General features: G+C 61.7%; 22 protein-coding genes. 6 read left to right on the top strand and 16 right to left on the bottom strand.

What is annotated here, in order from left to right; genetic code table 11:
• Nucleotides 1–6: 6 nt before the first annotated feature.
• From DYI22_RS07400 to DYI22_RS07375, 6 genes are all read right to left on the bottom strand, one after another.
• Entirely contained in the window at nucleotides 7–1,767 is a 1,761-nt protein-coding gene (locus tag DYI22_RS07400; RefSeq protein ID WP_213477422.1) for a hybrid sensor histidine kinase/response regulator, read from the bottom strand.
• A gap of 79 nt (nucleotides 1,768–1,846) precedes the next feature.
• Nucleotides 1,847–2,803 carry a lipase secretion chaperone gene (locus DYI22_RS07395; RefSeq protein WP_213477421.1) on the bottom strand — a complete coding sequence of 319 codons (957 nt, stop codon included), beginning with the start codon at nucleotides 2,801–2,803 and terminating at the stop codon, nucleotides 1,847–1,849.
• Between the two features lie 205 nt (nucleotides 2,804–3,008).
• A complete protein-coding gene (locus DYI22_RS07390) occupies nucleotides 3,009–3,608 on the bottom strand; it encodes a hypothetical protein (RefSeq protein ID WP_228300879.1) in 600 nt (199 codons plus the stop codon).
• A gap of 14 nt (nucleotides 3,609–3,622) precedes the next feature.
• Nucleotides 3,623–3,946 carry a DUF3301 domain-containing protein gene (locus DYI22_RS07385; protein WP_213477420.1) on the bottom strand — a complete coding sequence of 108 codons (324 nt, stop codon included), beginning with the start codon at nucleotides 3,944–3,946 and terminating at the stop codon, nucleotides 3,623–3,625.
• A 93-nt stretch (nucleotides 3,947–4,039) separates the two neighbouring features.
• The gene (locus DYI22_RS07380; RefSeq protein ID WP_213477419.1) at nucleotides 4,040–7,111 is read right to left on the bottom strand and encodes an efflux RND transporter permease subunit; all 3,072 of its coding nucleotides are present in this window, start codon (nucleotides 7,109–7,111) and stop codon (nucleotides 4,040–4,042) included.
• Complete coding sequence (locus DYI22_RS07375) at nucleotides 7,111–8,214, bottom strand: efflux RND transporter periplasmic adaptor subunit (RefSeq protein WP_213477418.1); 1,104 nt, start codon at nucleotides 8,212–8,214, stop codon at nucleotides 7,111–7,113. Before DYI22_RS07375 ends, DYI22_RS07380 begins: the two co-directional genes overlap by 1 nt.
• 209 nt (nucleotides 8,215–8,423) lie before the next feature.
• Between DYI22_RS07375 and DYI22_RS07370 the strand changes: the two genes are divergently transcribed.
• On the top strand, nucleotides 8,424–8,915 hold the full coding sequence (locus DYI22_RS07370) for a molecular chaperone DnaJ (RefSeq protein WP_213477417.1): 492 nt from the start codon (nucleotides 8,424–8,426) through the stop codon (nucleotides 8,913–8,915).
• A 5-nt stretch (nucleotides 8,916–8,920) separates the two neighbouring features.
• Here the strand turns inward: DYI22_RS07370 and DYI22_RS07365 are convergent, their stop codons facing one another.
• Nucleotides 8,921–9,718: a secretin N-terminal domain-containing protein gene (locus DYI22_RS07365; RefSeq protein WP_213477634.1), complete on the bottom strand. Its 798-nt coding sequence runs from the start codon at nucleotides 9,716–9,718 to the stop codon at nucleotides 8,921–8,923.
• Nucleotides 9,719–10,062: 344 nt separating this feature from the next.
• Between DYI22_RS07365 and DYI22_RS07360 the strand changes: the two genes are divergently transcribed.
• Nucleotides 10,063–11,124, top strand: a complete 1,062-nt coding sequence (locus DYI22_RS07360; RefSeq protein ID WP_213477416.1) for a 3-deoxy-7-phosphoheptulonate synthase — start codon at nucleotides 10,063–10,065, stop codon at nucleotides 11,122–11,124.
• On the opposite strand, the gene DYI22_RS07355 is transcribed toward DYI22_RS07360, so the two are convergent.
• Nucleotides 11,069–11,740, bottom strand: coding sequence for a LysE family translocator (locus tag DYI22_RS07355; protein WP_213477415.1), 672 nt, complete (start codon nucleotides 11,738–11,740; stop codon nucleotides 11,069–11,071). The two genes, DYI22_RS07360 and DYI22_RS07355, sit on opposite strands and share 56 nt — an antisense overlap.
• A gap of 166 nt (nucleotides 11,741–11,906) precedes the next feature.
• On the opposite strand from DYI22_RS07355, the gene DYI22_RS07350 reads away from it, so the two are divergent.
• Nucleotides 11,907–13,346, top strand: a complete 1,440-nt coding sequence (locus DYI22_RS07350) for a dihydrolipoyl dehydrogenase (RefSeq protein WP_213477414.1) — start codon at nucleotides 11,907–11,909, stop codon at nucleotides 13,344–13,346.
• Here DYI22_RS07350 and DYI22_RS07345 read toward each other — a convergent pair.
• Nucleotides 13,312–13,584: a DUF2061 domain-containing protein gene (locus tag DYI22_RS07345; RefSeq protein WP_213477413.1), complete on the bottom strand. Its 273-nt coding sequence runs from the start codon at nucleotides 13,582–13,584 to the stop codon at nucleotides 13,312–13,314. The genes DYI22_RS07350 and DYI22_RS07345 overlap by 35 nt on opposite strands.
• 191 nt (nucleotides 13,585–13,775) lie before the next feature.
• Between DYI22_RS07345 and DYI22_RS07340 the strand changes: the two genes are divergently transcribed.
• Complete coding sequence (locus DYI22_RS07340; protein ID WP_213477412.1) at nucleotides 13,776–14,249, top strand: Dps family protein; 474 nt, start codon at nucleotides 13,776–13,778, stop codon at nucleotides 14,247–14,249.
• A gap of 73 nt (nucleotides 14,250–14,322) precedes the next feature.
• Here DYI22_RS07340 and DYI22_RS07335 read toward each other — a convergent pair whose 3' ends face one another.
• The 7 genes from DYI22_RS07335 to DYI22_RS07305 form a co-directional block, all read right to left on the bottom strand.
• Complete coding sequence (locus tag DYI22_RS07335) at nucleotides 14,323–15,447, bottom strand: NAD(P)/FAD-dependent oxidoreductase (protein ID WP_213477411.1); 1,125 nt, start codon at nucleotides 15,445–15,447, stop codon at nucleotides 14,323–14,325.
• A gap of 2 nt (nucleotides 15,448–15,449) precedes the next feature.
• Nucleotides 15,450–16,766 carry an SAM-dependent methyltransferase gene (locus DYI22_RS07330; RefSeq protein ID WP_213477410.1) on the bottom strand — a complete coding sequence of 439 codons (1,317 nt, stop codon included), beginning with the start codon at nucleotides 16,764–16,766 and terminating at the stop codon, nucleotides 15,450–15,452.
• A gap of 216 nt (nucleotides 16,767–16,982) precedes the next feature.
• Nucleotides 16,983–18,278: a TRAP transporter large permease gene (locus DYI22_RS07325; protein ID WP_213477409.1), complete on the bottom strand. Its 1,296-nt coding sequence runs from the start codon at nucleotides 18,276–18,278 to the stop codon at nucleotides 16,983–16,985.
• The gene (locus DYI22_RS07320; RefSeq protein WP_213477408.1) at nucleotides 18,275–18,820 is read right to left on the bottom strand and encodes a TRAP transporter small permease subunit; all 546 of its coding nucleotides are present in this window, start codon (nucleotides 18,818–18,820) and stop codon (nucleotides 18,275–18,277) included. Before DYI22_RS07320 ends, DYI22_RS07325 begins: the two co-directional genes overlap by 4 nt.
• 100 nt (nucleotides 18,821–18,920) lie before the next feature.
• Complete coding sequence (locus DYI22_RS07315) at nucleotides 18,921–19,997, bottom strand: TRAP transporter substrate-binding protein (RefSeq protein ID WP_213477407.1); 1,077 nt, start codon at nucleotides 19,995–19,997, stop codon at nucleotides 18,921–18,923.
• Nucleotides 19,998–20,156: 159 nt separating this feature from the next.
• A complete protein-coding gene (locus DYI22_RS07310) occupies nucleotides 20,157–20,615 on the bottom strand; it encodes an ATPase (protein WP_213477406.1) in 459 nt (152 codons plus the stop codon).
• Between the two features lie 83 nt (nucleotides 20,616–20,698).
• Nucleotides 20,699–21,745 (bottom strand): acyltransferase family protein, encoded by a 1,047-nt coding sequence (locus tag DYI22_RS07305; RefSeq protein WP_213477405.1) that lies wholly within the window; start codon nucleotides 21,743–21,745, stop codon nucleotides 20,699–20,701.
• A gap of 150 nt (nucleotides 21,746–21,895) precedes the next feature.
• Between DYI22_RS07305 and DYI22_RS07300 the strand changes: the two genes are divergently transcribed.
• Together DYI22_RS07300 and DYI22_RS07295 are read left to right on the top strand one after the other, a co-directional pair.
• On the top strand, nucleotides 21,896–22,963 hold the full coding sequence (locus DYI22_RS07300) for a beta-N-acetylglucosaminidase domain-containing protein (RefSeq protein ID WP_213477404.1): 1,068 nt from the start codon (nucleotides 21,896–21,898) through the stop codon (nucleotides 22,961–22,963).
• Between the two features lie 35 nt (nucleotides 22,964–22,998).
• Nucleotides 22,999–23,811, top strand: a complete 813-nt coding sequence (locus DYI22_RS07295; protein WP_213477633.1) for a DMT family transporter — start codon at nucleotides 22,999–23,001, stop codon at nucleotides 23,809–23,811.
• Nucleotides 23,812–23,826 lie beyond the last annotated feature (15 nt).

Genomic DNA, 23,826 nt, shown 5'->3' with positions numbered 1-23,826 from the left:
GGGCACCTAGGGGCCTGGTGATAGGGGCCTGGTGAGCTGGGTGATGGCGGCTCGCAGTCTCATCGGTACCAACGGTTTGTGCAGTACCCACAGGCGCTGGCCGGCATCGTAACCTTCCGGTAGCCCGGTGTCCGCGGTCATCAGGATGCCCCCGCAGGTTGTGCCCCGGGCTGTCAGCAGGCTGTGCAGGGTGCGCCCCGGCATGTCGGGCAGGTGCAGGTCGGTAACCAGAATGGCGTCGTGGCTGCCCCCGGAACCATGTCGGCCGGCCAGGGCCTCTTTGGCAGTGGCAAAGCCCCGGGCTGCGAAGCCCCAGTGTTTCAGGGTTTCGCACACCCAGTGGCGGGCCTCATCGTGGTCTTCCACCACCAGGAAGTGGTGTGCGTCGGTGTCCGGGCCCGGTGCGGCGACGGAGGTCTTGCTGTCCGGTTGCCGGTTTACGCCCGCCGGCAGGGATACCCAGAACCGTGAGCCCTGACCCGGTGCGGACCGTACGCCACAGTTTCCGTTCATCATATGGGAAAGCTCGCGGACGATGGCCAGTCCGAGTCCGAGACCAGGATGGAGTTCGGAGCCGGAGGATTTGCGGTAGAACGGATCGAAGGCGTGCGTTTCCCCGGCGTGGTCCATGCCGCAGCCGTTGTCGCTTATTTCGATCCGCAGGTGGTCGTCAACGCGAGCTGTGGTGACATCAATGCTCGTGGCACCGCTGTGTTCCAGCGCATTGGATATCAGATTCTGCAGAATCCGGTACAGCAGTTGCGGATCGGCAATCACCGGGGTTGCCGATTCCCCCGGCGACAGGTTCAGGCTGACGCCGAGCCTCTGCGCCTGATCACCACAGGTGTCACGGATCTGTTCGAGCGTCGGGCCCAGGTCCAGAGACTGGAGCTGGGGTACGATCATCCCTTCCTGAATCCGGGAAATATCCAGTACCGAGGCCAGCAGGCCGTGGAAGTGTGCCACCGACGCCTTCAGTTTGGATACCAGGCTGGCCGGTTGCGGTGGCAGCGGATCGCCGTCGAGGTGCTCGAGAATCAGACTGACCACGTTCAGCGGCTGGCGCAGGTCATGGCTGGCCACGGTGATCAAGCGGGTCTTGCGCTGGCTTTCGCGTTCGGCCTGCCGCCGCGACTGCTCCAGCATCTGGCGGTCGAGAAAGTGCGCGCGCTGGCGATATTCGCTGAGCCACGAGCCCACCATGCCCATGACGTTGGCGGTGGCAATGAAGAAGCTGTTGATCAGCAGCTGCTGCGCCGACATACCAGTGGCGTATTCCATCGAAATATAGGCGACGATCACGGCCAGCGACATCAGCGAGACACTGCGAAACGGAATACCCATTACTAAGTAGCCGAACATCAGCATCAGCAGAATGCCCTCGTAAGGCAGATCGTGCTGGCGCAACCGCGCCAGTGCGATGATGGCCACCACGCTCAAGCCGCCGATCAGATAGGCACCCGCGTAGAGCCTTGCGAACGTGGCGGCGCGGATCTGGGTGTAGGACAGCCACCAGACGACGGCGATCAACGGGCAGGTGATCAGCAGCCGGATCATCACCGTGTCGCTGGCGATGCTGGCGGGCAGCATCGCGGCATCCAGCAGGGCGTAGATGAGAAACAGCGCCAGCGCGCTGGCGGAGACCGGTCGGGCCCGCTGGCGAATGCCTTCGTCTCTCACCTCGCGGTAGGCCTGTTCGAGTTCCGGGGCAAAGCGCAAACGCCGGAAACCACGGTCGTTCTGTTGCTGAAGCTGAGCAATGTCCATCGCTGGTTGCCTGGCAGTTACGGGAAAACACCCTGCCAGTGTACCCGGCCCAGAGCTTCAGATACGGCAGCAATCCACACTACGGCGATTGCACCTCCAATGCTCGCAAGCGCGCCCAGGTGCGGGTTTGCTCATCGGCGAAATGTTCGCGGAGTAACCGTGTTTCCGCTGCGGCGGCGTCTTTGCCCGCCAGTCCGGAGGCGTCAAGACTGGCCAGTTCCTGGCGGAAGGTCTGGAACTGCTGGTCAAAGCGCTCCCGTTCTTCCATGTAACTCACCACTTCGTCAATGCGCGCCTCATCCACCCCCAGCGTCCTCAGCCGCTTTCCGGCTTCTTCGGCGGAACGGGCGTTGGCGATGGCCTGCTGCCGCTGCCGGTGGCGCGCGCTTTCGGTGATCATCCGGTTCTCGGTGCGGCGAATCACCTCGGGTAGTTGCTGTCGGTGCCACGCCTGCAGGTCCGCTTTTGCCGTCGCAGACAGATCCTGTCGCTGCTGAATGTCGAGGCTCGCCAGCGTGTAGTCGCCGTAGGCTTCTTCCAGTCCGAAGAAGGTCTGGTGGGTCTCCGGCGAGAACGATTGTCGCCTAAGTGCCTTGAGATCGGCCAAAGCGGTTTTCAGGGTTTCCAGCTGATAGCCGGGGTCGTGCTGGCGGCTCGGGTCCAGGTTGCGGCTTGCCAGCGCCACCGTATCGTCCTTGTATTTCAGGTACTGGTCGAGCAGGGCCATCGCCTGTTTTGCCGCAGGCTCGGGCAGGTTGGTGAAGGCCAGGGCCTGGATTTCGGCAAGGGCGCGTTCGGCGGAGACCTCGCCAATGGTATTCAGGAAATAATCGAAGAAATCCCGCGTTTCCAGCTCAACGATCAGGTTGCCGCTGGCGTCGGCACGGAGCCGACCATCTATGTCGGTGCCCGCCAGGGACGGCGCAAAGGGCGTCTGGCCCAGGCTCGCAGGGGTGGCGTAGGTTGTGCTCTGCGGCTCGGCAGTGCTGGCCGGCGGCACCGCTACCCGGATCGGCGGGCCGGTGTTGGGGCGCATCGGCAGTGTTCGGTTCCGCGGTGGGTCCGGTGCGCAGCAGCCAGAAACTTGCGAGGACCACCGGGATCACCAGAGCGACCGGTAAGAGGGAGCGTTTGAGGGTGTATCGGGGCATGGCAGCGTCCAGATTCGTCAGGTTCGACAGCAGACGAAGCCCCGGTGAACGGGGCTTCGCCAACGACTCGGTGTTCCCGATGAGCAGCCGTTACAGGCCGCGGTTCTTCAGACGGTTGGCGTGGCTGCGATAGAGCGACACCGGGTCGGTGCGCCAGGAGCGGGCCCCGAACAGGTGGTTGATGGCGTCCACGTGGTTCATGTCGTAGTGGGTGCCGATCACGTTGCCCATTTTGGTGGAGCATTCGCCCACCAGGCCGTCGTTGGCCTCACTGCCAAACGCCAGCGCGGTCACGCCAAGGAAGGGATCGGTGACGTCGGTCCAGTTGGTCCACACCGAGGTGCCGGTCCAGGAGAAGAACTTGATCTTGTTACCATTGATCCAGGCATCCTCGTTGGTGCCGGCACAGGACCAGCGATTGACGCCTTTCCATCCGAGGGCGTCGTTGAGTTGCGTGGTGCCCTGGGTGGTCAGGGTTTCCAGCGCGGCAAGGCCATCCTGCGGATTGTTGGAGTCGGACAGGGCGTTGACCAGATCCCCGAGGGCGTTGGCGATGGCGTCGGCGCCACCTTCCACGTAGCTGCCGGGTGGCAGAATGCCCCGGGCCACATCAGCCACTTTCGAGCCTTTGTTCACGCCGTTGATGGGGGTGATGGAGGCAACCTTGTGTGGGATCAGGGAGGCCGTCACGCGGGAGGTAACGCTCAGTAATCGGAACCGAAACGGTGGGGCTCCAGTTCCATATGGATGATGCGCTGACCCAGCATGATGATGCGTCCGGCGTAGCGTTCTTCGCCGGTGGAGGTGAAATCAAACAGGAAGCGTCGCCAGACCCGGACCCGCCCCTGGTCGTCGCGCTTGAACCAGAGGCCCCGCAGGTAGACGGCATCGTCCAGCAGCATCACGTCCATTTTTTTGCAGTACTGTCGCGCGGCGTGCAACACAAAGTCCTTGATGGCTTTGGCGCGCCACCAATACCAGATCAGGAAGCCGGCAACGAAGAGCCAGAAAAGGGTGCCTAGAGTCACAGCGGTTACGACGTTTCGTGGACAGGGAATTTGCAGCCTACAGGATTGTCGCCGGCCTTGGAATGAGGTCGGCGACAATCCCCGGCCGGGTGATCAGGCGGGCGTGGTGGCGTCTTCGCCGTATTCGCTCTGTGCTGAGCCGTGGTGGTCACGGGCCAGCAGAATGTAGAACGCCGGCAGAACGAAGACGGTGAACAGGGTGCCGATACCGAGGCCGGCGCTGATGGTCAGCCCGATGGCGAAGCGGCTTTCCGCGCCCGGGCCGATGGCAATCAGCAGCGGCACCATGGCGAAGATCAGCGCCAGCGAGGTCATGATGATCGGCCGCAGACGAATGGCCGCCGCTTCGATCACCGCATCGCGTTTGTTCAGACCCTTGTCCACCTGCAGCGCGTTGGCGAATTCCACGATCAGAATCCCGTTTTTCGACACCACCCCGATCAACGTGATCAGGCCCACCTGGGTATAGATGTTCATGGTGGCGAAGCCCAGCACGATGAAGGCCATGGCGCCGGCCACCGACATGGGTACCGACACCAGGATGATGAACGGATCGCGCCAGCTTTCGAACTGGGCGGCCAGCACCAGGTAGATCACCAGCAACGACAGGAAGAAGGTCACCACCAGTGCGCTGCCCTGATTGGCGAACTGTCGCGATTCACCGGTGTAATCCGAGGTGAAGCCCTGGGGAAATACATCGGCCGCAGTCGATTCCATGAACGCCATGGCGTCGCCCACGGTCACACCGGGCATGACCACGCCCTGCAGTGTCAGCGAGTTGAGCTGGTTGAACTGGGTGCGCTGGGACGGTTCCACATCGTGCTCGAAGCTGACCACGCTGCCCAGTGGCACCAGTTCACCGTTGTCGGCACGAATGTAATACTCGTTGAGGTCAGCCGCGGTCATGCGGAATTCCTGCTCCACCTGAGGGATGACCTGATAAGAGCGGCCTTCCATGCTGAAGCGGTTGATGTAGCCGCCGCCCAGCATGCTCGACATGGCCTGCCCGACATCCTGCATGGACAGCCCCAGGTCCGCCACCCGGTCGCGGTCGACGCGGATACGGGTGACCGGACGATCAAAGTCGATCGATTTCTGCAGGAACATGAAGTTACCGCTGCCCATCGCCTTGCCCAGCATTTCGTCCGCCACTTCGTTCAGGCGATCGTAGTCGGCGCCGGTGGTGATCACGAACTGGAACGGCAGCCCGCCGCCGGAGCCGGGCAGCGAGGGCCGCGGGAACACTGCAGTCTGCAGGCCGGTGATTTTCTTCAGCTCTTTATCAAGCAGTGGCTGCACCTCGAACTGGCTGATCTCGCGGTCGCCCCAGGGTTTCATCTTGAAGCCGCCAAAGACCGCATTGGGCGCCGTAATGCCAAGAATCATGAAGTCCTCGTTGTAACCGGGAACGGTTTCCATGTGCTCGAGGACTTCCTCACCGTGCTCCTGCAGGTAGTCCAGGGTGGCGGTCTGTGGCGCCAGCCCCTGGTAAAACAGGATGCCCTGATCCTCGGTGGGGGCCAGTTCGTTCTGGCTCATCATCACCATGAAGTAGATGGACGCCAGCACCACCAGGGCAAAGAAGATGACCACCGACTTGGTGTCCATCAGCGCACTCAGCGCGCGCTTGTAACCATTGGCGAGGCCGCCGAAGGACCGTTCCACCAGCTGTTCAAAGCGCCCGGGATTGCCATGGGGTTTGAGAATCTTGCCGGACAGCATCGGTGACAGGGTAAGGGCGACAATGCCGGAGATCACCACCGTGCCGGCGAGGGTGAAGGCAAACTCGGTAAACAGCGAGCCCACCAGTCCCCCCATGAAGCCGATGGGGGCGTAGACCGCCACCAGTGTGGTGGTCATGGCAATAATGGGCACGGCCATCTCGCGGGCGCCGTTAATGGCAGCATCAAACCGGGATTCGCCCTGCTCGATGTGGCGGTGCACGTTCTCCACCATGATGATGGCGTCATCCACCACCAGCCCGATGGCCAGCACCATGGACAGCAGCGTCAGCAGGTTCAGGGAGAAGCCCATCATCAGCATGACAAACGCGCCGCCGACCAGTGACAGCGGCACCGCGACCGACGGCACCACCGCCGCCCGCACGGAACCAAGGCAGAGGAAAACCACCACCAGTACGATGATGATGGCTTCGAGTAACGTCTGGATGACTTCGTTGATGGAGTTGTCGATGAAGTCAGAAGCGTCGTAGGCCAACCGTACGTCCAGGCCGGCCGGCAGCTGCTCCTCGATGCCCGGCAGCTCGTCCTTCACCAGTTTCGCGACCGTCAGCGGGTTGGCGCCTGGTGACAGCTCAATGGCGACGTAGGTGGCGGGCTGGCCCTTGTACAGTGCGAGCTGATCGTAGGTTTCTGAACCGAGCTCCACCCGGGCGATGTCCTCCAGGCGGATCAGTGAGCCGTTCGACTCCTTGATGACCAGCTCCCGGAACTGCTCCGGATCGCCGACGTCGGTGTCGCTGGTCATGCTGATCTTGGTGTACTGGCCTTCGGTGTTGCCAACCGCCGCCTGATAGTTGTTCTGCAACAGCACCTGCACCACTTCCTGCGGCGTCATATCGACGGCGGACAGGCGCTCGGGATCAAGCCAGGCCCGCAGGGCAAACTTGCGCCCCAGCAGTTCTGCCTTGCCGACACCGGGCAGTGCCTGCAGCTTGGGTTGCACCACACGGGTCAGATAATCGGTGATCTGCGGCACTTTCAGCTCATTGCTGTAGAAGGCAATGTACATCAGGGCGGTGGAGTCGCCAGTCGTTGAGGTGATGACCGGGTCCTGGGAGTCGGCCGGCAACACGTTGCGCTGGCTGGCCACCTTGGCCTGGATCTCTGCCAGCGCGGCGTTGGCATCGTAGTTCAGCTCCATCTTGGCTTCGATGGTGGACTGACCCTGGGAGCTGGTGGACGTCAGGTAGTCGATACCACTGGCTTCGGCGATGGCCTGTTGCAGCGGCGTGGTAATAAAGCCCTTGACCAGATCCGAACTGGCGCCCGGGTAGGCGGTGGTGACTGTCACCGTGGTGCTTTCCAGTTCCGGGTATTGCCGGATTTCCATTTCCATGGCGGCGCGGGCGCCGAGCAGCAGAATCAGCAGGCTGACCACCGTCGCAAGGACGGGGCGCTGGATGAATATGTCGGTGAAGCGCATTATTCAGACGCCTCCGCCGACTCATCGCCGCTGTCCTGAACCTCCACCCGTTGCCCGGCGCGGAGTCGCAGCAGGCCTTTGGCGACCACTTCCTCGCCTTCACTCAGGCCATTCTCGATAGCAACACGGCCGTCGCGCACGTCGCCGGATTCCACCGAGCGACGGTTCACCACCAGTTCGCCGTCCTCGTTTTCTTCGACCACGAACACGAAGTCGCCATAGGTATTGTAGGAAATGGCGGTTCGCGGCACGGTCACCACCTTACGATCGTCGGGTTGCTTTGTCTGTATGGTGGCAAACATGCCCGGACGCAGAGCATTGTCAGGGTTTGCAACGGTGGCGCGGATACGTACTGTGCGCGTTTCCGGGTTGACCGAAGTATTGATGGCGCTGACCTGGCCGCTGAAGTTCTGGTCCGGAACGGCGGCCACCGTCACCTGCACGTCATACCCGGTGGCTACCCTCGGCAGGTCCTTTTCGGACAGGGTATAGTCCACGTAGATAGGATCGAGCATGTTGATTTCGACAATCGGGGTGCCGGTGGGCAGGTATTCACCCTGGTCGGCCATGCGCAGGCCAAGGGTGCCGTCGAACGGGGCACGGATGACTTTCTTGCTGAGCAGGGCCTCGGCTTCGTTGACCCGGGCGCGGGCTGCGTCGAAGTTGGCCTTGGCTTCGTCGAACTGGGACTGGGACACGGCGCGCTTGGGCAGCAGGTCAGAAACACGCTTGAACTCCTGTTCCGCCAGCTGGGCCTCGGCCCGACGGGTGCGCAGCGCCGCCTCGTCAATGCCGGCATCGAGGCGAAGCAGTACGTCGCCAGCCTTGACGATGTCTCCCGACTCAAAGCCGATGGTTTCAACTACCCCGGGCACCTCGTTGGCGATTTCGATGCCGTTAACCGCTTCCACGCTGCCCACCGCCTTGATCGCCGGCGTCCACTGCTCCGCCCGTGCCCGGGTGCTCGAGATCTGTGCCGGGGGCTGGGGCTGGGAAAGCTGCTCCTTCATCTGACCAAACTGGTAGAATTTGTAGCCGAAAATGCCGCCGAGCACGACACCGAGAAACAGAATGACGATCAGGAAACGGGAGGCTGTGCGCATAGTTCAGTCCTGGGTATAAATTTCATCGGAAAGTCCGTTACCGACGTGGCCACCGCGCCGCCGATTAACTGCCTTTATCCGGAGAGGGAACAGAGTTTGTGATTGATTCTTAACACGGAATTATAGAATAGCATCCTACACAAAAGGCGGGTGTGCTGTCACCGCCGCAATAGCTGAAATACGGTCCGCAGACCGTAAGGGATTACACGATGCAGTGGATACTGGGACTCGCCCTCGCGGCTGCCATGTTTGTCATTCTCAAACGCTGGGGAGCCTTGTCCACCCAAGGCAAAAAAGCGGCGACCTGGAAGCTGGTGCTGGTGGCCGGTGGCGCTGTGCTGCTGTTTCTGGTGTTGACCGGGCGGGTGCATTTTCTCACGGCCGCGGTGGCCGGGTTGATCCCGCTGTTGCGCAAGCTGCCGGCGCTACTGAAGATGGCGCCACTGTTCAACCGGCTCTACAGTCAACAGCGTGGCACTTCTTCTGATAGCGCGACTTCTGACCCAGCGGGCCCGATGACGGTGGCGGAAGCCTGCGACATCCTCGGAGTTTCGGTGGACTGCCCGGATCATGAGGTGGTGCTGGCGCACCGACGGCTGATGCAGAAACTGCATCCGGACCGGGGCGGCAACGACTACCTGGCGGCCAAGGTCAACGAAGCGAAAGCCACCCTGTTAGCCGCCCGCCGCGGGGCGGCCTGAGAGGGTCAGAGCAGTTCCACTTTGACTTCGAAGGTCTGGTTTTCCCGCTCACTGCCGCCCACCTGATAAGTGATGCCGGATTGGCTACCGGCCTGGCGGCTGCGGGTGCTGCCCAGCTCCACCCATTCGCCGGGCTGAACCCGCCGAATGGTCATCAGCGCCTCGGTTTCGTACCCGGGAACGCCGCTGTCCGGGTCCTCCTCAAAGGAGACGATGTTCAATTCGATGGCGTCGTCCGAGATAGCCTGCGGACTGACCAGAAAGCCACTGCGGGTCTCGACCTGGCCCAGTATGGCAGCCGGGTTGCGGCCGCCGCGGATAGCGATCGGCACCGTACGTACCTGGCCGGAGCTGATATGGGCTGACTGCCCGTCCTGAACCATCAGCGTGCGCTCCTGGTTGCGGCGCGTGGTGATCACCCTGCGTTCAACACTGGCGCCGGCCTGGCCGTTGCGGATGGTCACCCCGCCACCGCCGCTGCTGGCGTCCAGGTTGTTGCGTGAGCGCACCGTGATGCGCATCTGCACCGGCGCCACATCAAGGGTCTCTACCAGTGTGCCAATCTCGTCCAGCATGTCCGGCTCGCCGCGGATGATCATCTGCTGACCGCGGGCGGTGATGTTGATCTGATCAGCGCCATACAGGTCACGAACCTGAGCGGCCACATCGGACGCCGCACGGTTGCTGAGCTGGTAGCTGCGGGTTTCCGCGGCCGCGGCCAGGGTCGCACACCACGCCATCAGGCAGGCAGCGAACAGCGCTGGAAGCGGGGCGAACTGGCGGCAAACGGGCTTGGAGGTCATGGCGCTCACAGGGATAAGATCCGTAAAAATCGGGTTTACGGGTTGCAAAGCCGAAAAGCCGGGGTATATATTGAAAAGCATGAAGACTACACACGCGACCTGTCAATTGAATGTTCTGCAAGCTTTCGGTGCGAAACCGATGGCTGCGGTCGCTGCTGTGTTTTTCTGGTGGTTTGGTTATGGCTATTTTAGCCAGAGCCCGGGCCGCCCATAAGATCTTCATCGACCGAATAACGAGGAAGGCAGCCCGGCAGGAACCCAGGCTGCCACCGGACTCAAAAAGCCCCGACTGGTAGCCCAGCCGGGGCTTTTTTGATTCTGACACAGGGAAACGGACCACCGAAATGAACATGCCACTGAACGTAGATACACTGGGTGAAAGCTCCGGCAACACCGCAACCACCGCGGCCCGACGCAGCGAAGACATACTGCCGTCGGCTTCAGAGCTGAGAGCCAGCCTGCCCGTTGCTGCCGGGGTGGAGCGCCAGATTCTTCGTCACCGTGAAGAGATCCGCCGGGTACTCAGTGGCGATGACCCACGCACGCTGTTGGTGATTGGCCCCTGTTCAATTCACGATGAAGTGGCTGCGCTGGAATACGCTGACAGGCTCAGTGCCCTGGCGCGAACGGTCAGTGACCGTTTCCTGATCGTAATGCGGGCGTACCTGGAAAAGCCAAGAACCACCGTGGGCTGGAAAGGGTTGTTGTACGATCCGGATCGCACCGGTAGCGGCAATCTGGCGGAAGGCCTGGTGCGTTCACGCCGGTTACTGCTGAATCTGGCGGAATCGGGCCTCCCGCTGGCCACCGAGGCGTTGAGCCCCTTTGCCATGGATTACCTCGGGGATCTGATCAGTTGGACGGCCATTGGCGCCCGTACCACCGAGTCCCAGGTGCACCGGGAACTGGTCAGCGGCCTGCCGATGCCGGTAGGGTTCAAGAATGGCACCGATGGCGGCGTGGCGGTGGCGATCAACGCCATGAAATCCGCGGCGCACCCGCACCATCACATGGGCGTGTCCCGCCACGGCGCACCAGCGATGATCACCACCGCCGGCAATCCCGACACCCATCTGGTGCTCCGGGGCGGGCGCGGAGTCACCAACTACGACGCCGAAAGTATCGGGCGGGCGGCGACGGCGCTGTCTGCCGCCGGAGTGTGCGAGGCGATCATGGTGGATTGCAGTCACGACAACGCCTGCAAGCAGGCTGAACGTCAGTTGGGTATCGCCCGCGACGTCATGGCCCAGAAGGCTGCGGGCAACCACCGTATTCGTGGGCTGATGCTGGAAAGCTTCCTTGAGCCGGGGCGGCAGGACGATGGCGCCGAGCTGACCTACGGCTGCTCCATTACCGATCCCTGTCTGGGTTGGGCGCAGACGGAGGCTCTGATCCGCTCACTGTAGAGAGCAATAGCTGCCCGGCGAGTAGCAGCAGAACGCCACCCATCAGCCGGTCCAGCCAGTGGCCGAAGCGGTTGAACCCGCGGCGTACCCGCGGCAGGGTGAAGAACGTGGCCACCAGAGCAAACCACAGCCCGGTGGCGAGTGCCATGTACACACCGTAGCCTGCTTGCAGAGCGACGGGCGTGCCCGGGCTGATGACAACCGAAAACAGCGACACGAAGAACAGCGTGGCCTTGGGGTTGAGGGTGTTGGTCAGAAAGCCCAGACGGAAGGCGGCCAGGGCACCTTGATGGGGTGCATTGCCGGTGTCCACTTGGACGCCGCCGGCCCTGGCGCGCAGGCACTGAATCGCAATCCAGGTGAGATAAAGCGCCCCCACCACTTTGAGCACGCTGAACAGCAGCAGCGACTGCTGGATCAGCAGGCCGATCCCCAACAGCGAATAGGTCACGTGAACCAGAATGCCGGTGCCGATGCCGGCGGCTGTCAGCAGCGCGGTCCTGCGGCTCTGGCACAGGGCCTGGCGCAGCATGACGGCGAAATCCGGTCCCGGGCTGGCGACGGCCAGCAGGTGTACCAGCGCTACGGTCAGGAACTCGGCCCAGTAGTGTTGCATGCGATATTTTCCTCCGAACCAATCCGTACATAGAGAAAACGGGAATAATCCTATCAGCGCAAGGATATAAGTGATGAGCCAGAATATCCTGTGTCATAAGCAACTAAATGAGCCGGCTATACTGTTCTGACGGACAGTGATCGGTGAACCGGCAGGAGAGGCTGTGATGGAAAAGCGAAGGGTTGACGTGGCAATCATCGGCGCAGGAACCGCCGGCATGGGGGCGTATCGCGCCGCGCGGGCACATACGGACAGCCTGGTCCTGATTGAAGGCGGCCACTACGGCACCACCTGCGCCCGGGTCGGTTGCATGCCCAGCAAGCTGCTGATTGCGGCGGCCGACCAGGCCCACAGCATGGAGCAGGGGGCGCAGTTCGGGATTCACCCCGGCGATATCCGCATCGACGGCCATGCAGTCATGGCCCGGGTCAGGAGTGAGCGGGACCGCTTTGTCAGTTTCGTGCTGGAGGCCATCGAAGACATGCCCCCTGAGCACCGGCTTACCGGCCACGCCCGCTTTGTCGATGCCCATCGGCTGATCGTGGATGAGCAGGTGGAAGTCACCGCCGATCGCATCATCCTGGCCACGGGATCGCGTCCTAATATCCCGGGCTTTTTGAAAGAAGCGAAGGATCGCCTGGTGGTCAACGACGATATCTTCGAATGGCAGGATCTGCCTGCCTCGGTGGCGGTTTTTGGCCCTGGAATAATCGGCCTGGAGCTTGGTCAGGCGCTCAGCCGTCTGGGGGTGCGGATTCGTATGTTCGGTGTCGGCGGCTCAGTCGGGCCGATCCGCGAGGACAAAACGCGGCAGTATGCGCTGCGCGTCTTCAATCGGGAGTTTCCGCTGGACCCGGAGGCGGACGTCAAGGCGGTGGAACGCACGGACCAGGGCGTGGCCGTGACCTTCGCAGAGGCTGGCAAGGAAGTGACGGAAACCTTCGACTACCTGTTGGCTGCGACCGGGCGCCGTCCCAATCTGGATCATCTGGATATCCAGAATGCCGACATTGAACTGGATGACCGCGGCACGCCGCTGTTTAACCGTTACACGCTGCAGTGTGGCGACAGCCACGTTTTTATTGCCGGCGATTCGAACAACGATGCACCCCTGCTGCATGAGGCTGCCGATGAGGGCCGTATTGCCGGAAACAACGCGGGGCGGTTTCCGGACGTGCGGGCAGGCCTGCGCCGCACGCCCCTGGCGGTGGTCTTCACCGATCCGCAGATTGCCACGGTGGGGCTGACCATCGATGAAGTGAATGAGCGTTGCCAGGGCTGCTTCGCCGTGGGGGAAGTTTCCTTCGAGGACCAGGGACGAAGCCGCGTCATCGGCAAGAATCACGGCCTGCTGCGGGTTTACGGTGAGAGAGGCAGCGGTCAGTTTATGGGAGCGGAAATGTTCGGGCCGGCTGCCGAGCACATCGCCCATTTACTGGCGTGGTCGGTGCAGCGGCGCCTCACCGTCAGCGAGATGCTGGATATGCCGTTTTACCATCCGGTCATCGAGGAAGGTGTCCGCACGGCACTGAGGGACCTTAATCGCAACCTCAATATCGGCCCGGAGGTGGTCAGACATTGCATGGACTGCGGTCCCGGGGCATAGCGGCCGGAGCGCTGCGGCGCTGCCGGCGGGCCCAGAATTTCTCATGGAAGAAGTAGGCGACGGTGTTGATCGCCGGCTCCACCATCGCGATCAGGCTGCCAATGAGGATGTCGCCGGTCAGGAGGTAGGCGACGGTGAACGCCACGGTAAAATGGGTCAGGGCGAAGGTGATGGTTTTCAGCAGGGAATTGTCACCCTCGGAACCATGATCGTGAACAAACAACTTGAGCGCACTCATGACTGACCCCTTTGCGATGAATATCTGATTCAATAGTAGGGGCGAGTGATAATCATTGTTAAATAAATTGTGTGCAGCACTTTGATAGGTTGCTGCTATTGCAGGTATTGCTCAACTAAACTTCACGGTTATCAGGGATCTGGCTTATATTGGGGTCAGTCTTAATCCAGCAACTGTCAAGGAGACACACGATGGGAACCAACTTTATTGGTCTGGACACCGCCAAGACTGAACAGCTGGCCGGTGCCCTCAACGATTTGCTGTCGAACTATCAGATCTTTTACATGAACGTCCGCGGCTATCACTGGAACATCAAGGGCGACAACTTCTTCGAGCTGCACGTCAAGTTTGAGGAACTGTACGACGACCTGCTGCTGAAAATTGATGAGATTGCCGAGCGGGTACTGACTCTGGGCCACCGCCCGGCACACGCCTACAGCACCTACATCGAGAAGTCCGAAGTGCCCGAGCGCAAGGACGTGTCAGACGGCAAGCTGGCGATGGAGAATATCGTCGAGAGTTTCGCCAAGCTGATCGGCAAGCAGCGCGAGCTGCTTCATCTGGCCGGCGATGCCGATGACGAAGGCACGGTTGCGCTGATGAGCGATTACATTTCCCAGCAGGAAAAGACCGTTTGGATGTACCGCAGCTACCTGGGTCAGTAACGCCCGGACGGTGAGCGCACAGTCAGAAAGACGGCCCGAGAGGGCCGTCTTTTTTGTGGCAGCGCGGCGCCTGTCAAACTGCTTCTTTCAGGGGCGGCACCTGCTGGTGCAGGAACCACTTTTCGGTCACCACCTTGCGGGTAAACCAGTGTGATCGCATCAAGGTGCTGGCCAGTGGCGCCTTGACCCAGTCCGGCACCTGCCAGCCCTGATCGGCGTCGGTTGCACGGTTGCCAAACCGTTCGGCAATCGCTTCCCCATAACTCTGGAGTGTTTGCGCGGAATAGTCACTGGCCTCCCCAATGACCCGTGCGGCGATGAGGGCCGATTCGATGGCCGGCCGAATGCCCTCGCCACTCTGGGTGTAGGCGAGGCCGGCGGAATCCCCGATCAGCATCACGCCCTCGTCCACCAGCGGTCGTTCGGCGTGGTTGTACAGCAGGTAGGCGTGGCCCTTGAAGCGGCCCGGCAGATCCGCCGGTATGCGGCCGCTGGCTTTCATTTCCTCAATGAAGCGCTCGAGGTGGTTGGTCAGTTTGTGGTTGTCCTCGCGGCCGAGGCCAATGTTCAGAAAGTTTCCCTTGCGGAATACCCAGGCGTAGCCCTTGAGGTCACGGCAGAACCAGAGCTCCGGTGTGTCGCCCCGGGCGGCGCAGGTGCGGGACTGTTCCGCCGTCATTTCAAATTCCACCTCTTTTGCCGCCACCACCGTCTCGTGACCGCCGGGTCCCTCGCCCAGCAGGCGTGCCACCGGGCAGAAATGCCCGCCGGCACCGACGAGCAGCGGGGCCTCCCAGGTGTTGTTGATGACCCAGTTGCCATTCTCCCGGTCGATGGATTTGACCGCCGTGCCCGTCACCACCGGTGACGTGACCCGTCGCAGCAGGTAGTCGTCGAATTCGCAACGGCGGATGCCGTAGCTGACCACCTCGTCGTGGTTATTCTCCACCGGGCTCTGGCCCATCATGCCAATACGGAAGCGGCGAATGGGCTGCAGTGTTCGGTCGCGGGTGTAGTCGGCAAGATCAATGCCCAGGCTGTCGATGACCGCGGGGGTGACCCAGCCGGCACAGGTCTTGTCGCGGGGAAACGTCTGTTTGTCGATCAGCAGAATCCGTTTGCCGCTGTCCTGGAGCGTGTGGGCAAGGGTCGAGCCGGCCGGCCCGGCACCCACGATGATCAGATCGTAGTAGTCCATGGTCAGGCCTCCGGAGCTGCCGGGAAGGTGTAAAGATGCTGCCGGTTCTGGGGCAACCGGTTATTGTCGCCGTGGGTAAACACGACCTGGAATAACTGCAGGGAACCGGCGCGGAACGCGGCTATGGAGCCGGCCAGATACATACGCCAGGCACGGGTAAAATGCTGGTCATACAGCGCGGTTACCTCGGTTTCCCGGGCAGTGAAGCGGTCCATCCAATGGCTCAAGGTGCGGGCGTAGTGGAGGCGGAGGTTTTCCACGTCCAGCACCGAGAAATCCCCCAGTTCGCAAATCTCCATGAACTCGCCAATGCTCGGCGGGTAAGCACCGGGAAAGATGCGCTTCTCGATCCAGGCATTCATCAGCATGGGTCGGTTGCGGCCGATGCTGTGTAGCAGGGCAATGCCGTCGGGTTTCAGGGAGCGGCGGATAAGCGCGGCCAGCGCCGGGTAGTTCTCCTTGCCGACGTGCTCCAGCATGCCGATGGACACGAAGGCATCGTACTGGCCCTGAATGTTGCGGTAGTCGTCTTCCACGTACTCGATCAGGTGGTCGAGTTGCTGGCGTTCCGCTTCGGCCCGGGCGTAGGCCAGCTGTTCTTTTGAGATGTTGTAGGCGTGTACCTTCACACCATAGTGTCTGGCCATGTAGCGCGCCAGACCGCCCCAGCCACACCCGGCCTCGACCACAGTCATCCCCGGTCTGAGCCGAAGTTTGCGACAAACATGCTCAAGTTTCGCCAGCTGTGCCTGCTCCAGGCTGAGATCCTCACGCTCGTAGTAGGCACAGGTGTACTGCATCTCGGCGTTGTCGAGCCAGAGCCGGTAGAACTCATTGCCCAGGTCGTAGTGATGGTGAATGTTTTCCCGCGCCTCGGACACCCCGGTGGGGCGCGGGTTGTGATTGCGCCACAACGCATCCAGCCACCTGGGCCAGCGCTGGCGAGCCCGGTGAACGCTGCGGTAGAGGGTTTCCATCAGCTCGGCCAGGTCGCCTTCCACGGTCAACCGGCCGGCGCTGTAGAGATCGCCGAACGCCAGGTTGGGGTTGGCCACCAGCGACCGCAGCGCCTTGGGGTCGGCCAGGTGAATGGTAAAGCGGGCCTCGCCCTGCTCCGGCTCGATGACATTGTTGTTCCAGAGGTTGAATCGCACCGGCGGCGAACCGGCCATGCGCATGAGCTTGGTCACCAGCCAGATCTCGTAAGAGCGGGGGCCACGGTCAACCTGAAGGTTCTCGATGGGCAGTTTCAGCACATGGGCCTGCGGGCTGGCCGGTTGTTCGGGTGTGTCTGTTTTGTGGGCCGTGCTCTGGTTCATGCGTTCTGTCTCCCTGTGGCTGCCGGGGTGATCAAACAGTCTGATCAAACAGTCTGATCAAACCTCAAATCCGTGATGGTTCAGCGTTCAGGGCGTATCCCGACTTCGCGACTGAGAAACACCGGTGGTGTAATCAGTATAGAAAATGATCGGGTTTTGTCATGGAGGGGCAGAACGCGGAAGGCCGGAGCAGTTGCTCTGGCCTTCCGGGGTGGGTCAGTAGGAGGAACTCATACCGAACCATTCGGGGAAAATGACGATGAGGGCCAGCACCAGCATCTGCAGGAGGATGAACGGTAGCACCCCTCTGTAGATGTCGGTCGTTCGCACCTCCGGTGGCGCGACCCCCTTCAGGTAGAATAGCGAGAACCCGAATGGCGGCGTCAGGAAGCTGGTTTGCAGGTTCATCGCGATGAGGATGGCAAACCACAGCATGTTGATGCCCAGCGCTTCGGCCACCGGCGCCAGGATGGGCACGATGATGAAGGAAATCTCCACGAAGTCGATGAAGAAACCCAGCACCAGAATGACCAGCATGGCCAGGATGATGAAGCCCCACTTTTCGCCCGGAAGCTGCAGCAACCACTCTTCCAGCAGGTAGTCGCCACCGGTGTAGCTGAACACCATGGAGAAGGCAGTGGCGCCGATCAGGATGGCGAACACCATGGCGGTGACCTTGACGGTGTCCTTGGAGGCATCCCATACCATCTTGAAGGAGAACTGGCGATAGATGATGGCCAGCACCACCGCACCGACGCCACCCAGTGCCGAAGACTCGGTGGGTGTGGCGATACCGGTAAAGATGGAGCCGAGCACCACCACAATCAGCGCCAGTGGCGGAATGATCGCCAGCAGCGCGTCGAAGATCTCCCGCTTGCGGGAGACGCCACTGTCGTCCGGCATGGCCGGAGCGGTTTCCGGTTTGAAACGGGTCATGATCAGGATGTAGGCAATGTACAGGCCGATCAGAATCACCCCGGGCCATACGGCGGCCTTGAACAGGTCACCCACCGGCAAACCGAGGACGTCGCCCAGAATGATCAGGATGATGGACGGCGGCACGATCTGCCCCAGGGTACCGGAGGCGCAGATAGTGCCGGTGGCCAGCCGCTTGTCGTACTTGTGGGCCAGCATCACCGGCAGTGAAATCAGGCCCATGGCCACCACGCTCGCCCCGACCACACCGGTCGACGCCGCCAGCAGGGCACCCACCAGAATGGTGGAAATCGCCAGGCCGCCGGGCAGGCCGCCGAACAGGCGCCCCATGGAGGTGAGCAACTGCTCCGCCAGCCGGGTGCGCTGCAGTACCACGCCCATGAAGATGAACAGAGGCACCGCCATCAAGACGGTATTCTGCATCACGCTCATGATGCGGTAGGGCATGAAGGCAAACAGATCCATGCCCTCGGCAAACACGCCGAAGAACAGGGCGACACCGCCGAAGGTGAACGCCACCGGGAAGCCCAGCATCAGCATGATGAGGGCAACGCCGAACATTATCATACCGATCATGCCAGTCCCCCCGCGCTGTGCTCGCCTTCGTACTGTTTCTCACCGGACATGACCCGCACGGCAAACGTGGCCATGTTGAGGCCGGCGATGGCGGTGAATATGGCGGTCAGCGGGATGACGGCCTTGATCACCCAGCGATGGGGTAGGCCACCGGGGTCGCCGCTGCCTTCGCCCATGTTGTAGGAGTCCACGGCAAAGTCGTAGCCGTAAGTGCCGATCAGATAGGCGAACGGGATGACAAAGATGAAGGCGCCCACCAGGTTGATCCAGGCTTTGGTTTTGTTGCTCCAGCGTGCATAGAACACGTCCACCCGCACGTGGCCGTCGGTGCGCAGGGCGTAGGGAATGCCGAACAGGAAAACCACCGAGTACAGGTGCCATTCCATTTCCTGCATGCCGATTGAAACGTCGTTAAAGGCGTAGCGGGCTACCACATCGTAAAACACGTTGGCCGCCATCAGGATCATGGCAACACAGGCAATCCAGCCACAGAGATTGGACAGACGGGCCAGGCCCTCGTCCAGTTTGATAATCCACCGCATTGATGTTCCTCCGCCAGGTGGCCTGGCGATTTTTCGTTGCTATAAACGACAAAGCCGGGATCACTGCTTGAGCGATCCCGGCTCTGTTACTAACGCTAGTTTACTCGACTTCGGCCATGGTGTTGAGGTACGCCCGCTCGGAAATGTCGGTGTAGGCGCGGCTCTGCTCCAGGTAATTCGCCTGGGATTCAATGATCTTGGCCGCCATCTCGCTGCCCTCGGCGGACTCCTTCAGCAGCTTCTTGTTGGCGTCGTACATGGCCTGGAAGATGTCATCCGGGAACTGCTTGATCTGCACGTTCGGATATTCTTCCTTGATGTTGGCCCAGGCCTTGGCGTTTTCATGCTGGGAATGCACCAGCATGTCGTAGGACGCGGTGCGCATGGCCACCCGCATGATTTCCTGCAGGTCCGCCGGCAGTTTTTCCCACACGCGCTTGTTCACCAGGAACTGCAGCTCGGTGGCAGGCTCGTGCCAGCCGGTGTAGTAGTAGTCAGCGATCTGCTGGAAGCCGAGACGCAGATCCAGCGCCGGTCCTACCCATTCAACCGCATCGATGGTGTTGCGCTCCAAGGCGGTGTAGAGCTCACCCGGCGCGATGTTGGTGGGGTTGACGCCCACTTCCGCGAACACTTCACCGGCGAAGCCGGGAATACGCATCTTCAGGCCTTCCAGATCCTCGAGGGATTTGATTTCCTCACGGAACCAGCCGCCCATCTGCACGCCCGTGTTGCCGCCAGGGAACGACAGCATGTTGTGGGGCTCGTAAACCTCCTGCATCAGCTCCATGCCGCCGCCGTGGTAGAACCAGGCATACTGTTCCATGGCGTTCATGCCGAAGGGCATGCTGGTAAAGAACAGAGTTTCCGGCACCTTGCCTTTCCAGTAGTAGGAGGCGGAATGGCCCATGTCGTACTGACCGGCCTTGACCATATCAAACACGCCCAGCGGGGCCTTGTGTTTGTTGGCGGAATCGATGCGGACTTTCAGCCGGCCGTCGGACATTTTCTCGACGTTCTCGGCAAACCGTTTGGTGGTGTCACCGAAGATCGGGAAGTTGGGCCCCCAGGTCTCGGCGAGACGCAGTGTAAAGGTGTCTTGGGCGAGCGCCTGTGCGGAGGCAAGGGTAGTTGCGACTGCCAGCACAGTTGCGGAAAGAACAGAACGGATCTTCATTGCTCTTCTATCCTCTGGTTTTGGTTTTTGTCGTTTTAGGGTGGGACGGGTATTGCCAGATCGGCATTACTGACTTGTAACTCTAGTTCAAGGTAGCAGCAATTGTTAGCAAACGGAACGAAAACCCGGGGTGTCTACGACATAGGTCTTAGTGCCCGTTCAGACATCGTCCATACGTCCGATCTGCCGTGAAAGCCGCATGGCTTCATGTTCTTCCAGGGCCAGCAGGTCTTCCAGCAACGACTTGGCTTCGGGAATTTCCGCCTTGCCGATGAGGGAGTCGTACAGGTCCATCACCTGGTCGTGGAAATGGAAGATTTCCCGTGCGATACCGTCGAAATCGAGGTTCGCATAATGGGTATCGGACGCCGCGCGGCTGTCGATGGGTTTGTGGCTGAGGTAATCGTAGATCCGCGTTTTCATGGCCTTGGGGTCGGCCTGCTTCTCGAATTCCTCGATGGCCTGTTCCAGCCTGGTTTCGTGACTGGAGAGGTAATCCAGCAGTGCGGCCGCCCGTTCGTTGGTGGCCTGCCCGGCAGAGTCGTGGAGCGAGCGGGACAGGTGGTGGTGCATCTGCCGGGTCCAGTCGATCAGATCTTCAAAGGTTTTTATCTCCATGGCAGGGCTCCCGTGCCTCAGGCAATGTTTGGGCGGTGCATTGGCTAAAGTCTAGTTCAGGTTCCGGGAGTTGCCTCGCCGGTTTAAGGCAGCGTGCGCGCCGGTAAGGGTGCTGGCCGGGTGAGGGCGCGGTTGCGGAGGCTGCGGAACCAGGCCAGCGCGGGTTTTTCGATGCCGTAATGAATCAGCGCGGCCAGTGCGAGCGCCGTCGCGAGCGCCAGGGTCACGCCGGCCCAGCCTGGCAGCCCGGTGGTGTAACTCCAGCCAATAACCCCGTAACCAATGTTCTGGTGCACCAGGTACAGCGCATAGGACAGGCTGCCCAGCCAAAGCAGTGGCCGGTTGGCCAGCGCATTCAGATACCCGGCCACTGCCAGGGCGAAAATGCCGTAGCAGCCCAGCACAAACACATTGAAGGGGGTTTTGTAGGCGACAACGGCATGGCCGATAGCCAGCGCCAACAGCAGCAGGTCGCCGCGTGCCGGACGACCGTGGCGGTGCCAGCGGTAAATCAGCATGCCGCTGACGAACAGTGGCGCGTATTTTACGAACAGCAGGTCCTTGACCAGAAAGTCGAGGTTGTCCGGAATCGCTGTCCACCAGAGCACGCCCGCGTAGCTGATCAGCACCCACGCCCACAGGGCCAGGCGGATATGCCGCCATTCTTTCAGGCCGTAGAACAGCAGCGCGATCCAGCAGTAGAACGTGGCCTCAATCACCAGGCTCCAGTAGGCGCCGTCAACATGGGGGAATTCCAGATACTCGTGCAGCAGGGTGGTGTTCATCAGCGCGCTGCCGAGACTGACCGCCCGATCAGCCGGCCCCAGAAGGTGGACGGCAATAAACGTCAGGGCGATGCCGGCCCACAGTGCCGGTAATAACCGGAAGGCCCGGGCCAGCCCGAACCAGCCCGCGGTGCGGGTGCGCTCCAGGGTCATGAAGATCACGAAGCCGCTGAGGATGAAGAACAGATGTACGCCGTAGCGGCCGAAATCCAGCCCGGACCAGGGCGAGAAGCTGTGGCCGTACAGGTCGTCGTAATAGGGGATATAGTGAAACAGCACAACGCCGAGGGCGGCAATGCCCCTGAGTGCATCCAGTGCCGACAGCCGTGGTGAGGATTCAGCCATGATCACGATTCCGTGTAGGTTCAGGCTATAGTAGCCTGCTTTCGGGGATTGCTGTACCGGCCAGCTATACCATTGCCTTGCGGCCGGCTTAAGATACGTTAAGGTGAAGGCCGTTGCGTGCCCGGACCTTAGGCCTGACAGGAGGGAGCCATGAGTGTTGAACTGGGAATCATTGAGGGATTCTACGGGCCGCTGTGGAGCTGGCAGGAGCGCAAGCAACTGGTGCAGGCGCTGGAGCCCCACGACTACCGGTTCTACCTGTACGCGCCCAAGGCCGACGCGTTTCTGCGCCGGCGCTGGGACGAACCCCATCCCCAGGAAACGGCGGTACAGATAGCGGATTTTGCCCGCTTCTGTCGCAAGCACGGGGTGCGCTTCGGCGTCGGGCTGAGCCCGTTCGAAGTGTTCAACGACTTCAACGACGCCGCCCGCTCGGCGCTGGCGGCAAAGCTGGCGTTCCTGGACGAGATTGGCGTCCAGGAACTGGCCATACTGTTTGACGACATGCGCAGCGATACCCCGGAACTCGCCGCCCGTCAGGCGGACATCGTGCACTGGGTACGCCAACGTTCCGGTGCGCAAATGCTGTCCATCTGCCCCAGCTACTATTCCGACGATCCGGTGCTCGACCGGGTGTTCGGTGAGCGTCCAAGCGACTACCTGGCCACCCTTGGCGAGCTGCTCGATCCGTCCGTCAGGGTTTTCTGGACCGGCGAAGAAGTCTGCTCGCGGGAGATCACGCCGGGCCACCTGAAACGGGTTGGCAAGGCGCTGGGCCGCAAACCACTGTTGTGGGACAACTACCCGGTAAACGATGGCGATCGCATGTCACGCCACCTGCACCTGCGCGGCTTCACCGGCAGGCCCGCCAACAACGCCGCCTGGCTGGCGGGCCATGCCATCAACCCGGCGCTGCAACCCACGCTGACTGCGATACCGGCGATTACCCTGGCAGAGAGCTATCGGCTGGGCCCGGACTACCAGTACGGCCAGGCCTTCCGTCACGCCGCGCGCGAAATTCTCGGCGCGGATCTGGCCGATCAGGTGCAGGCGGACTTGCTGCTGCTACAGGATGCCGGCCTGCACCGTATCGGCGAGGACAAGAGGCAGGCGCTGCTTGCGGCGTATCGGGGCTATGACCATACCGGCGCCGGTGAAATCTGTCGCTGGCTGGGCGGTGACTATCAGGTAACCGACGAGATGGTGCAGACCCAGTGATTCGGCTCCGCCCGTTGTTGCTCACCACCATCGCGATGATCGCGTTTGCCGGGAATTCGCTGCTGTGCCGCGCTGCACTGCGCGATACCGGGATTGATGCGGCCTCGTTCACCTCCGTGCGCCTGGTCGCCGGAGCGCTGATGCTCTGGTTGATCCTCGCGCTGCGCGGCAACCGCCGGCCGCTGGCGGTCGGCTCCTGGCCGTCGGCCCTCGCGCTGTTCGGCTACGCCGCGGCGTTTTCCTTTGCTTACGGCGGGCTGTCCGCCGCCATGGGGGCTTTGCTTCTGTTCGGGGCGGTGCAGGCGACCATGATCGGCATCGGGATCTGGCGGGGCAACCGGCCTGGCGCCATTCAATGGGCCGGGTTTGTGGTGGCGTTCGCCGGGCTGATCGGATTGCTGTTGCCGGGATTGTCGGCGCCCCCGGTGGCAAGCGCGCTGCTGATGATTGTCGCCGGTATCGCCTGGGGCGTTTATTCCCTGCGCGCCAAAGGCGCCGGTGAGCCCACTGCAGTCACCACCGGAAACTTTATCCGCTCGGTACCCCTGGCCCTGGCGCTGAGCCTGGTGATGCTCTCCCAGGTGCAGGTGGATGCCCCGGGCCTGATCTACGCCGTGGCGTCCGGTGCCGTCACCTCGGGCATGGGCTACGCCATCTGGTACATGGCGTTGCCGCTGCTGCAGGCGACCTCGGCGGCCACGGTTCAGCTCAGCGTGCCGGTCATCGCGGCGGTCGGCGGCGTGTTGCTGCTGGGTGAGCCGCTCACCCTCCGGCTGGTGGTGGCCGGGGTGGCCATTCTCGGCGGAATTGCCATCGTTATCCGCGCCGGCCAGCCCAAAACCAGCTGAGAGATCCGGTGTTGC

The sequence above is a fragment of the Marinobacter lipolyticus genome (genome assembly GCF_018424605.1).
In the GTDB taxonomy this organism is placed as follows: domain Bacteria; phylum Pseudomonadota; class Gammaproteobacteria; order Pseudomonadales; family Oleiphilaceae; genus Marinobacter; species Marinobacter lipolyticus_B.
The sequence above is the reverse complement of the archived record's forward strand: the minus strand, read 5'-3'. Positions and strand labels throughout refer to the sequence as shown.

Excerpts from the sequence above, each read along its gene's own strand:
- DYI22_RS07340 (WP_213477412.1), top strand. The coding sequence starts at position 13,776 with ATGGGAACCAACTTTATTGGTCTGGACACCGCCAAGACTGAACAGCTG.
- DYI22_RS07400 (WP_213477422.1), bottom strand. The coding sequence starts at position 1,767 with ATGGACATTGCTCAGCTTCAGCAACAGAACGACCGTGGTTTCCGGCGT.
- DYI22_RS07305 (WP_213477405.1), bottom strand. The coding sequence starts at position 21,745 with ATGGCTGAATCCTCACCACGGCTGTCGGCACTGGATGCACTCAGGGGC.
- DYI22_RS07330 (WP_213477410.1), bottom strand. The coding sequence starts at position 16,766 with ATGAACCAGAGCACGGCCCACAAAACAGACACACCCGAACAACCGGCC.
- DYI22_RS07335 (WP_213477411.1), bottom strand. The coding sequence starts at position 15,447 with ATGGACTACTACGATCTGATCATCGTGGGTGCCGGGCCGGCCGGCTCG.
- DYI22_RS07295 (WP_213477633.1), top strand. The coding sequence starts at position 22,999 with ATGATCGCGTTTGCCGGGAATTCGCTGCTGTGCCGCGCTGCACTGCGC.
- DYI22_RS07375 (WP_213477418.1), bottom strand. The coding sequence starts at position 8,214 with ATGCGCACAGCCTCCCGTTTCCTGATCGTCATTCTGTTTCTCGGTGTC.
- DYI22_RS07380 (WP_213477419.1), bottom strand. The coding sequence starts at position 7,111 with ATGCGCTTCACCGACATATTCATCCAGCGCCCCGTCCTTGCGACGGTG.
- DYI22_RS07395 (WP_213477421.1), bottom strand. The coding sequence starts at position 2,803 with ATGCGCCCCAACACCGGCCCGCCGATCCGGGTAGCGGTGCCGCCGGCC.
- DYI22_RS07320 (WP_213477408.1), bottom strand. The coding sequence starts at position 18,820 with ATGCGGTGGATTATCAAACTGGACGAGGGCCTGGCCCGTCTGTCCAAT.
- DYI22_RS07370 (WP_213477417.1), top strand. The coding sequence starts at position 8,424 with ATGCAGTGGATACTGGGACTCGCCCTCGCGGCTGCCATGTTTGTCATT.
- DYI22_RS07350 (WP_213477414.1), top strand. The coding sequence starts at position 11,907 with ATGGAAAAGCGAAGGGTTGACGTGGCAATCATCGGCGCAGGAACCGCC.
- DYI22_RS07365 (WP_213477634.1), bottom strand. The coding sequence starts at position 9,718 with ATGACCTCCAAGCCCGTTTGCCGCCAGTTCGCCCCGCTTCCAGCGCTG.
- DYI22_RS07315 (WP_213477407.1), bottom strand. The coding sequence starts at position 19,997 with ATGAAGATCCGTTCTGTTCTTTCCGCAACTGTGCTGGCAGTCGCAACT.
- DYI22_RS07360 (WP_213477416.1), top strand. The coding sequence starts at position 10,063 with ATGAACATGCCACTGAACGTAGATACACTGGGTGAAAGCTCCGGCAAC.
- DYI22_RS07355 (WP_213477415.1), bottom strand. The coding sequence starts at position 11,740 with ATGCAACACTACTGGGCCGAGTTCCTGACCGTAGCGCTGGTACACCTG.
- DYI22_RS07325 (WP_213477409.1), bottom strand. The coding sequence starts at position 18,278 with ATGATCGGTATGATAATGTTCGGCGTTGCCCTCATCATGCTGATGCTG.
- DYI22_RS07300 (WP_213477404.1), top strand. The coding sequence starts at position 21,896 with ATGAGTGTTGAACTGGGAATCATTGAGGGATTCTACGGGCCGCTGTGG.
- DYI22_RS07345 (WP_213477413.1), bottom strand. The coding sequence starts at position 13,584 with ATGAGTGCGCTCAAGTTGTTTGTTCACGATCATGGTTCCGAGGGTGAC.
- DYI22_RS07310 (WP_213477406.1), bottom strand. The coding sequence starts at position 20,615 with ATGGAGATAAAAACCTTTGAAGATCTGATCGACTGGACCCGGCAGATG.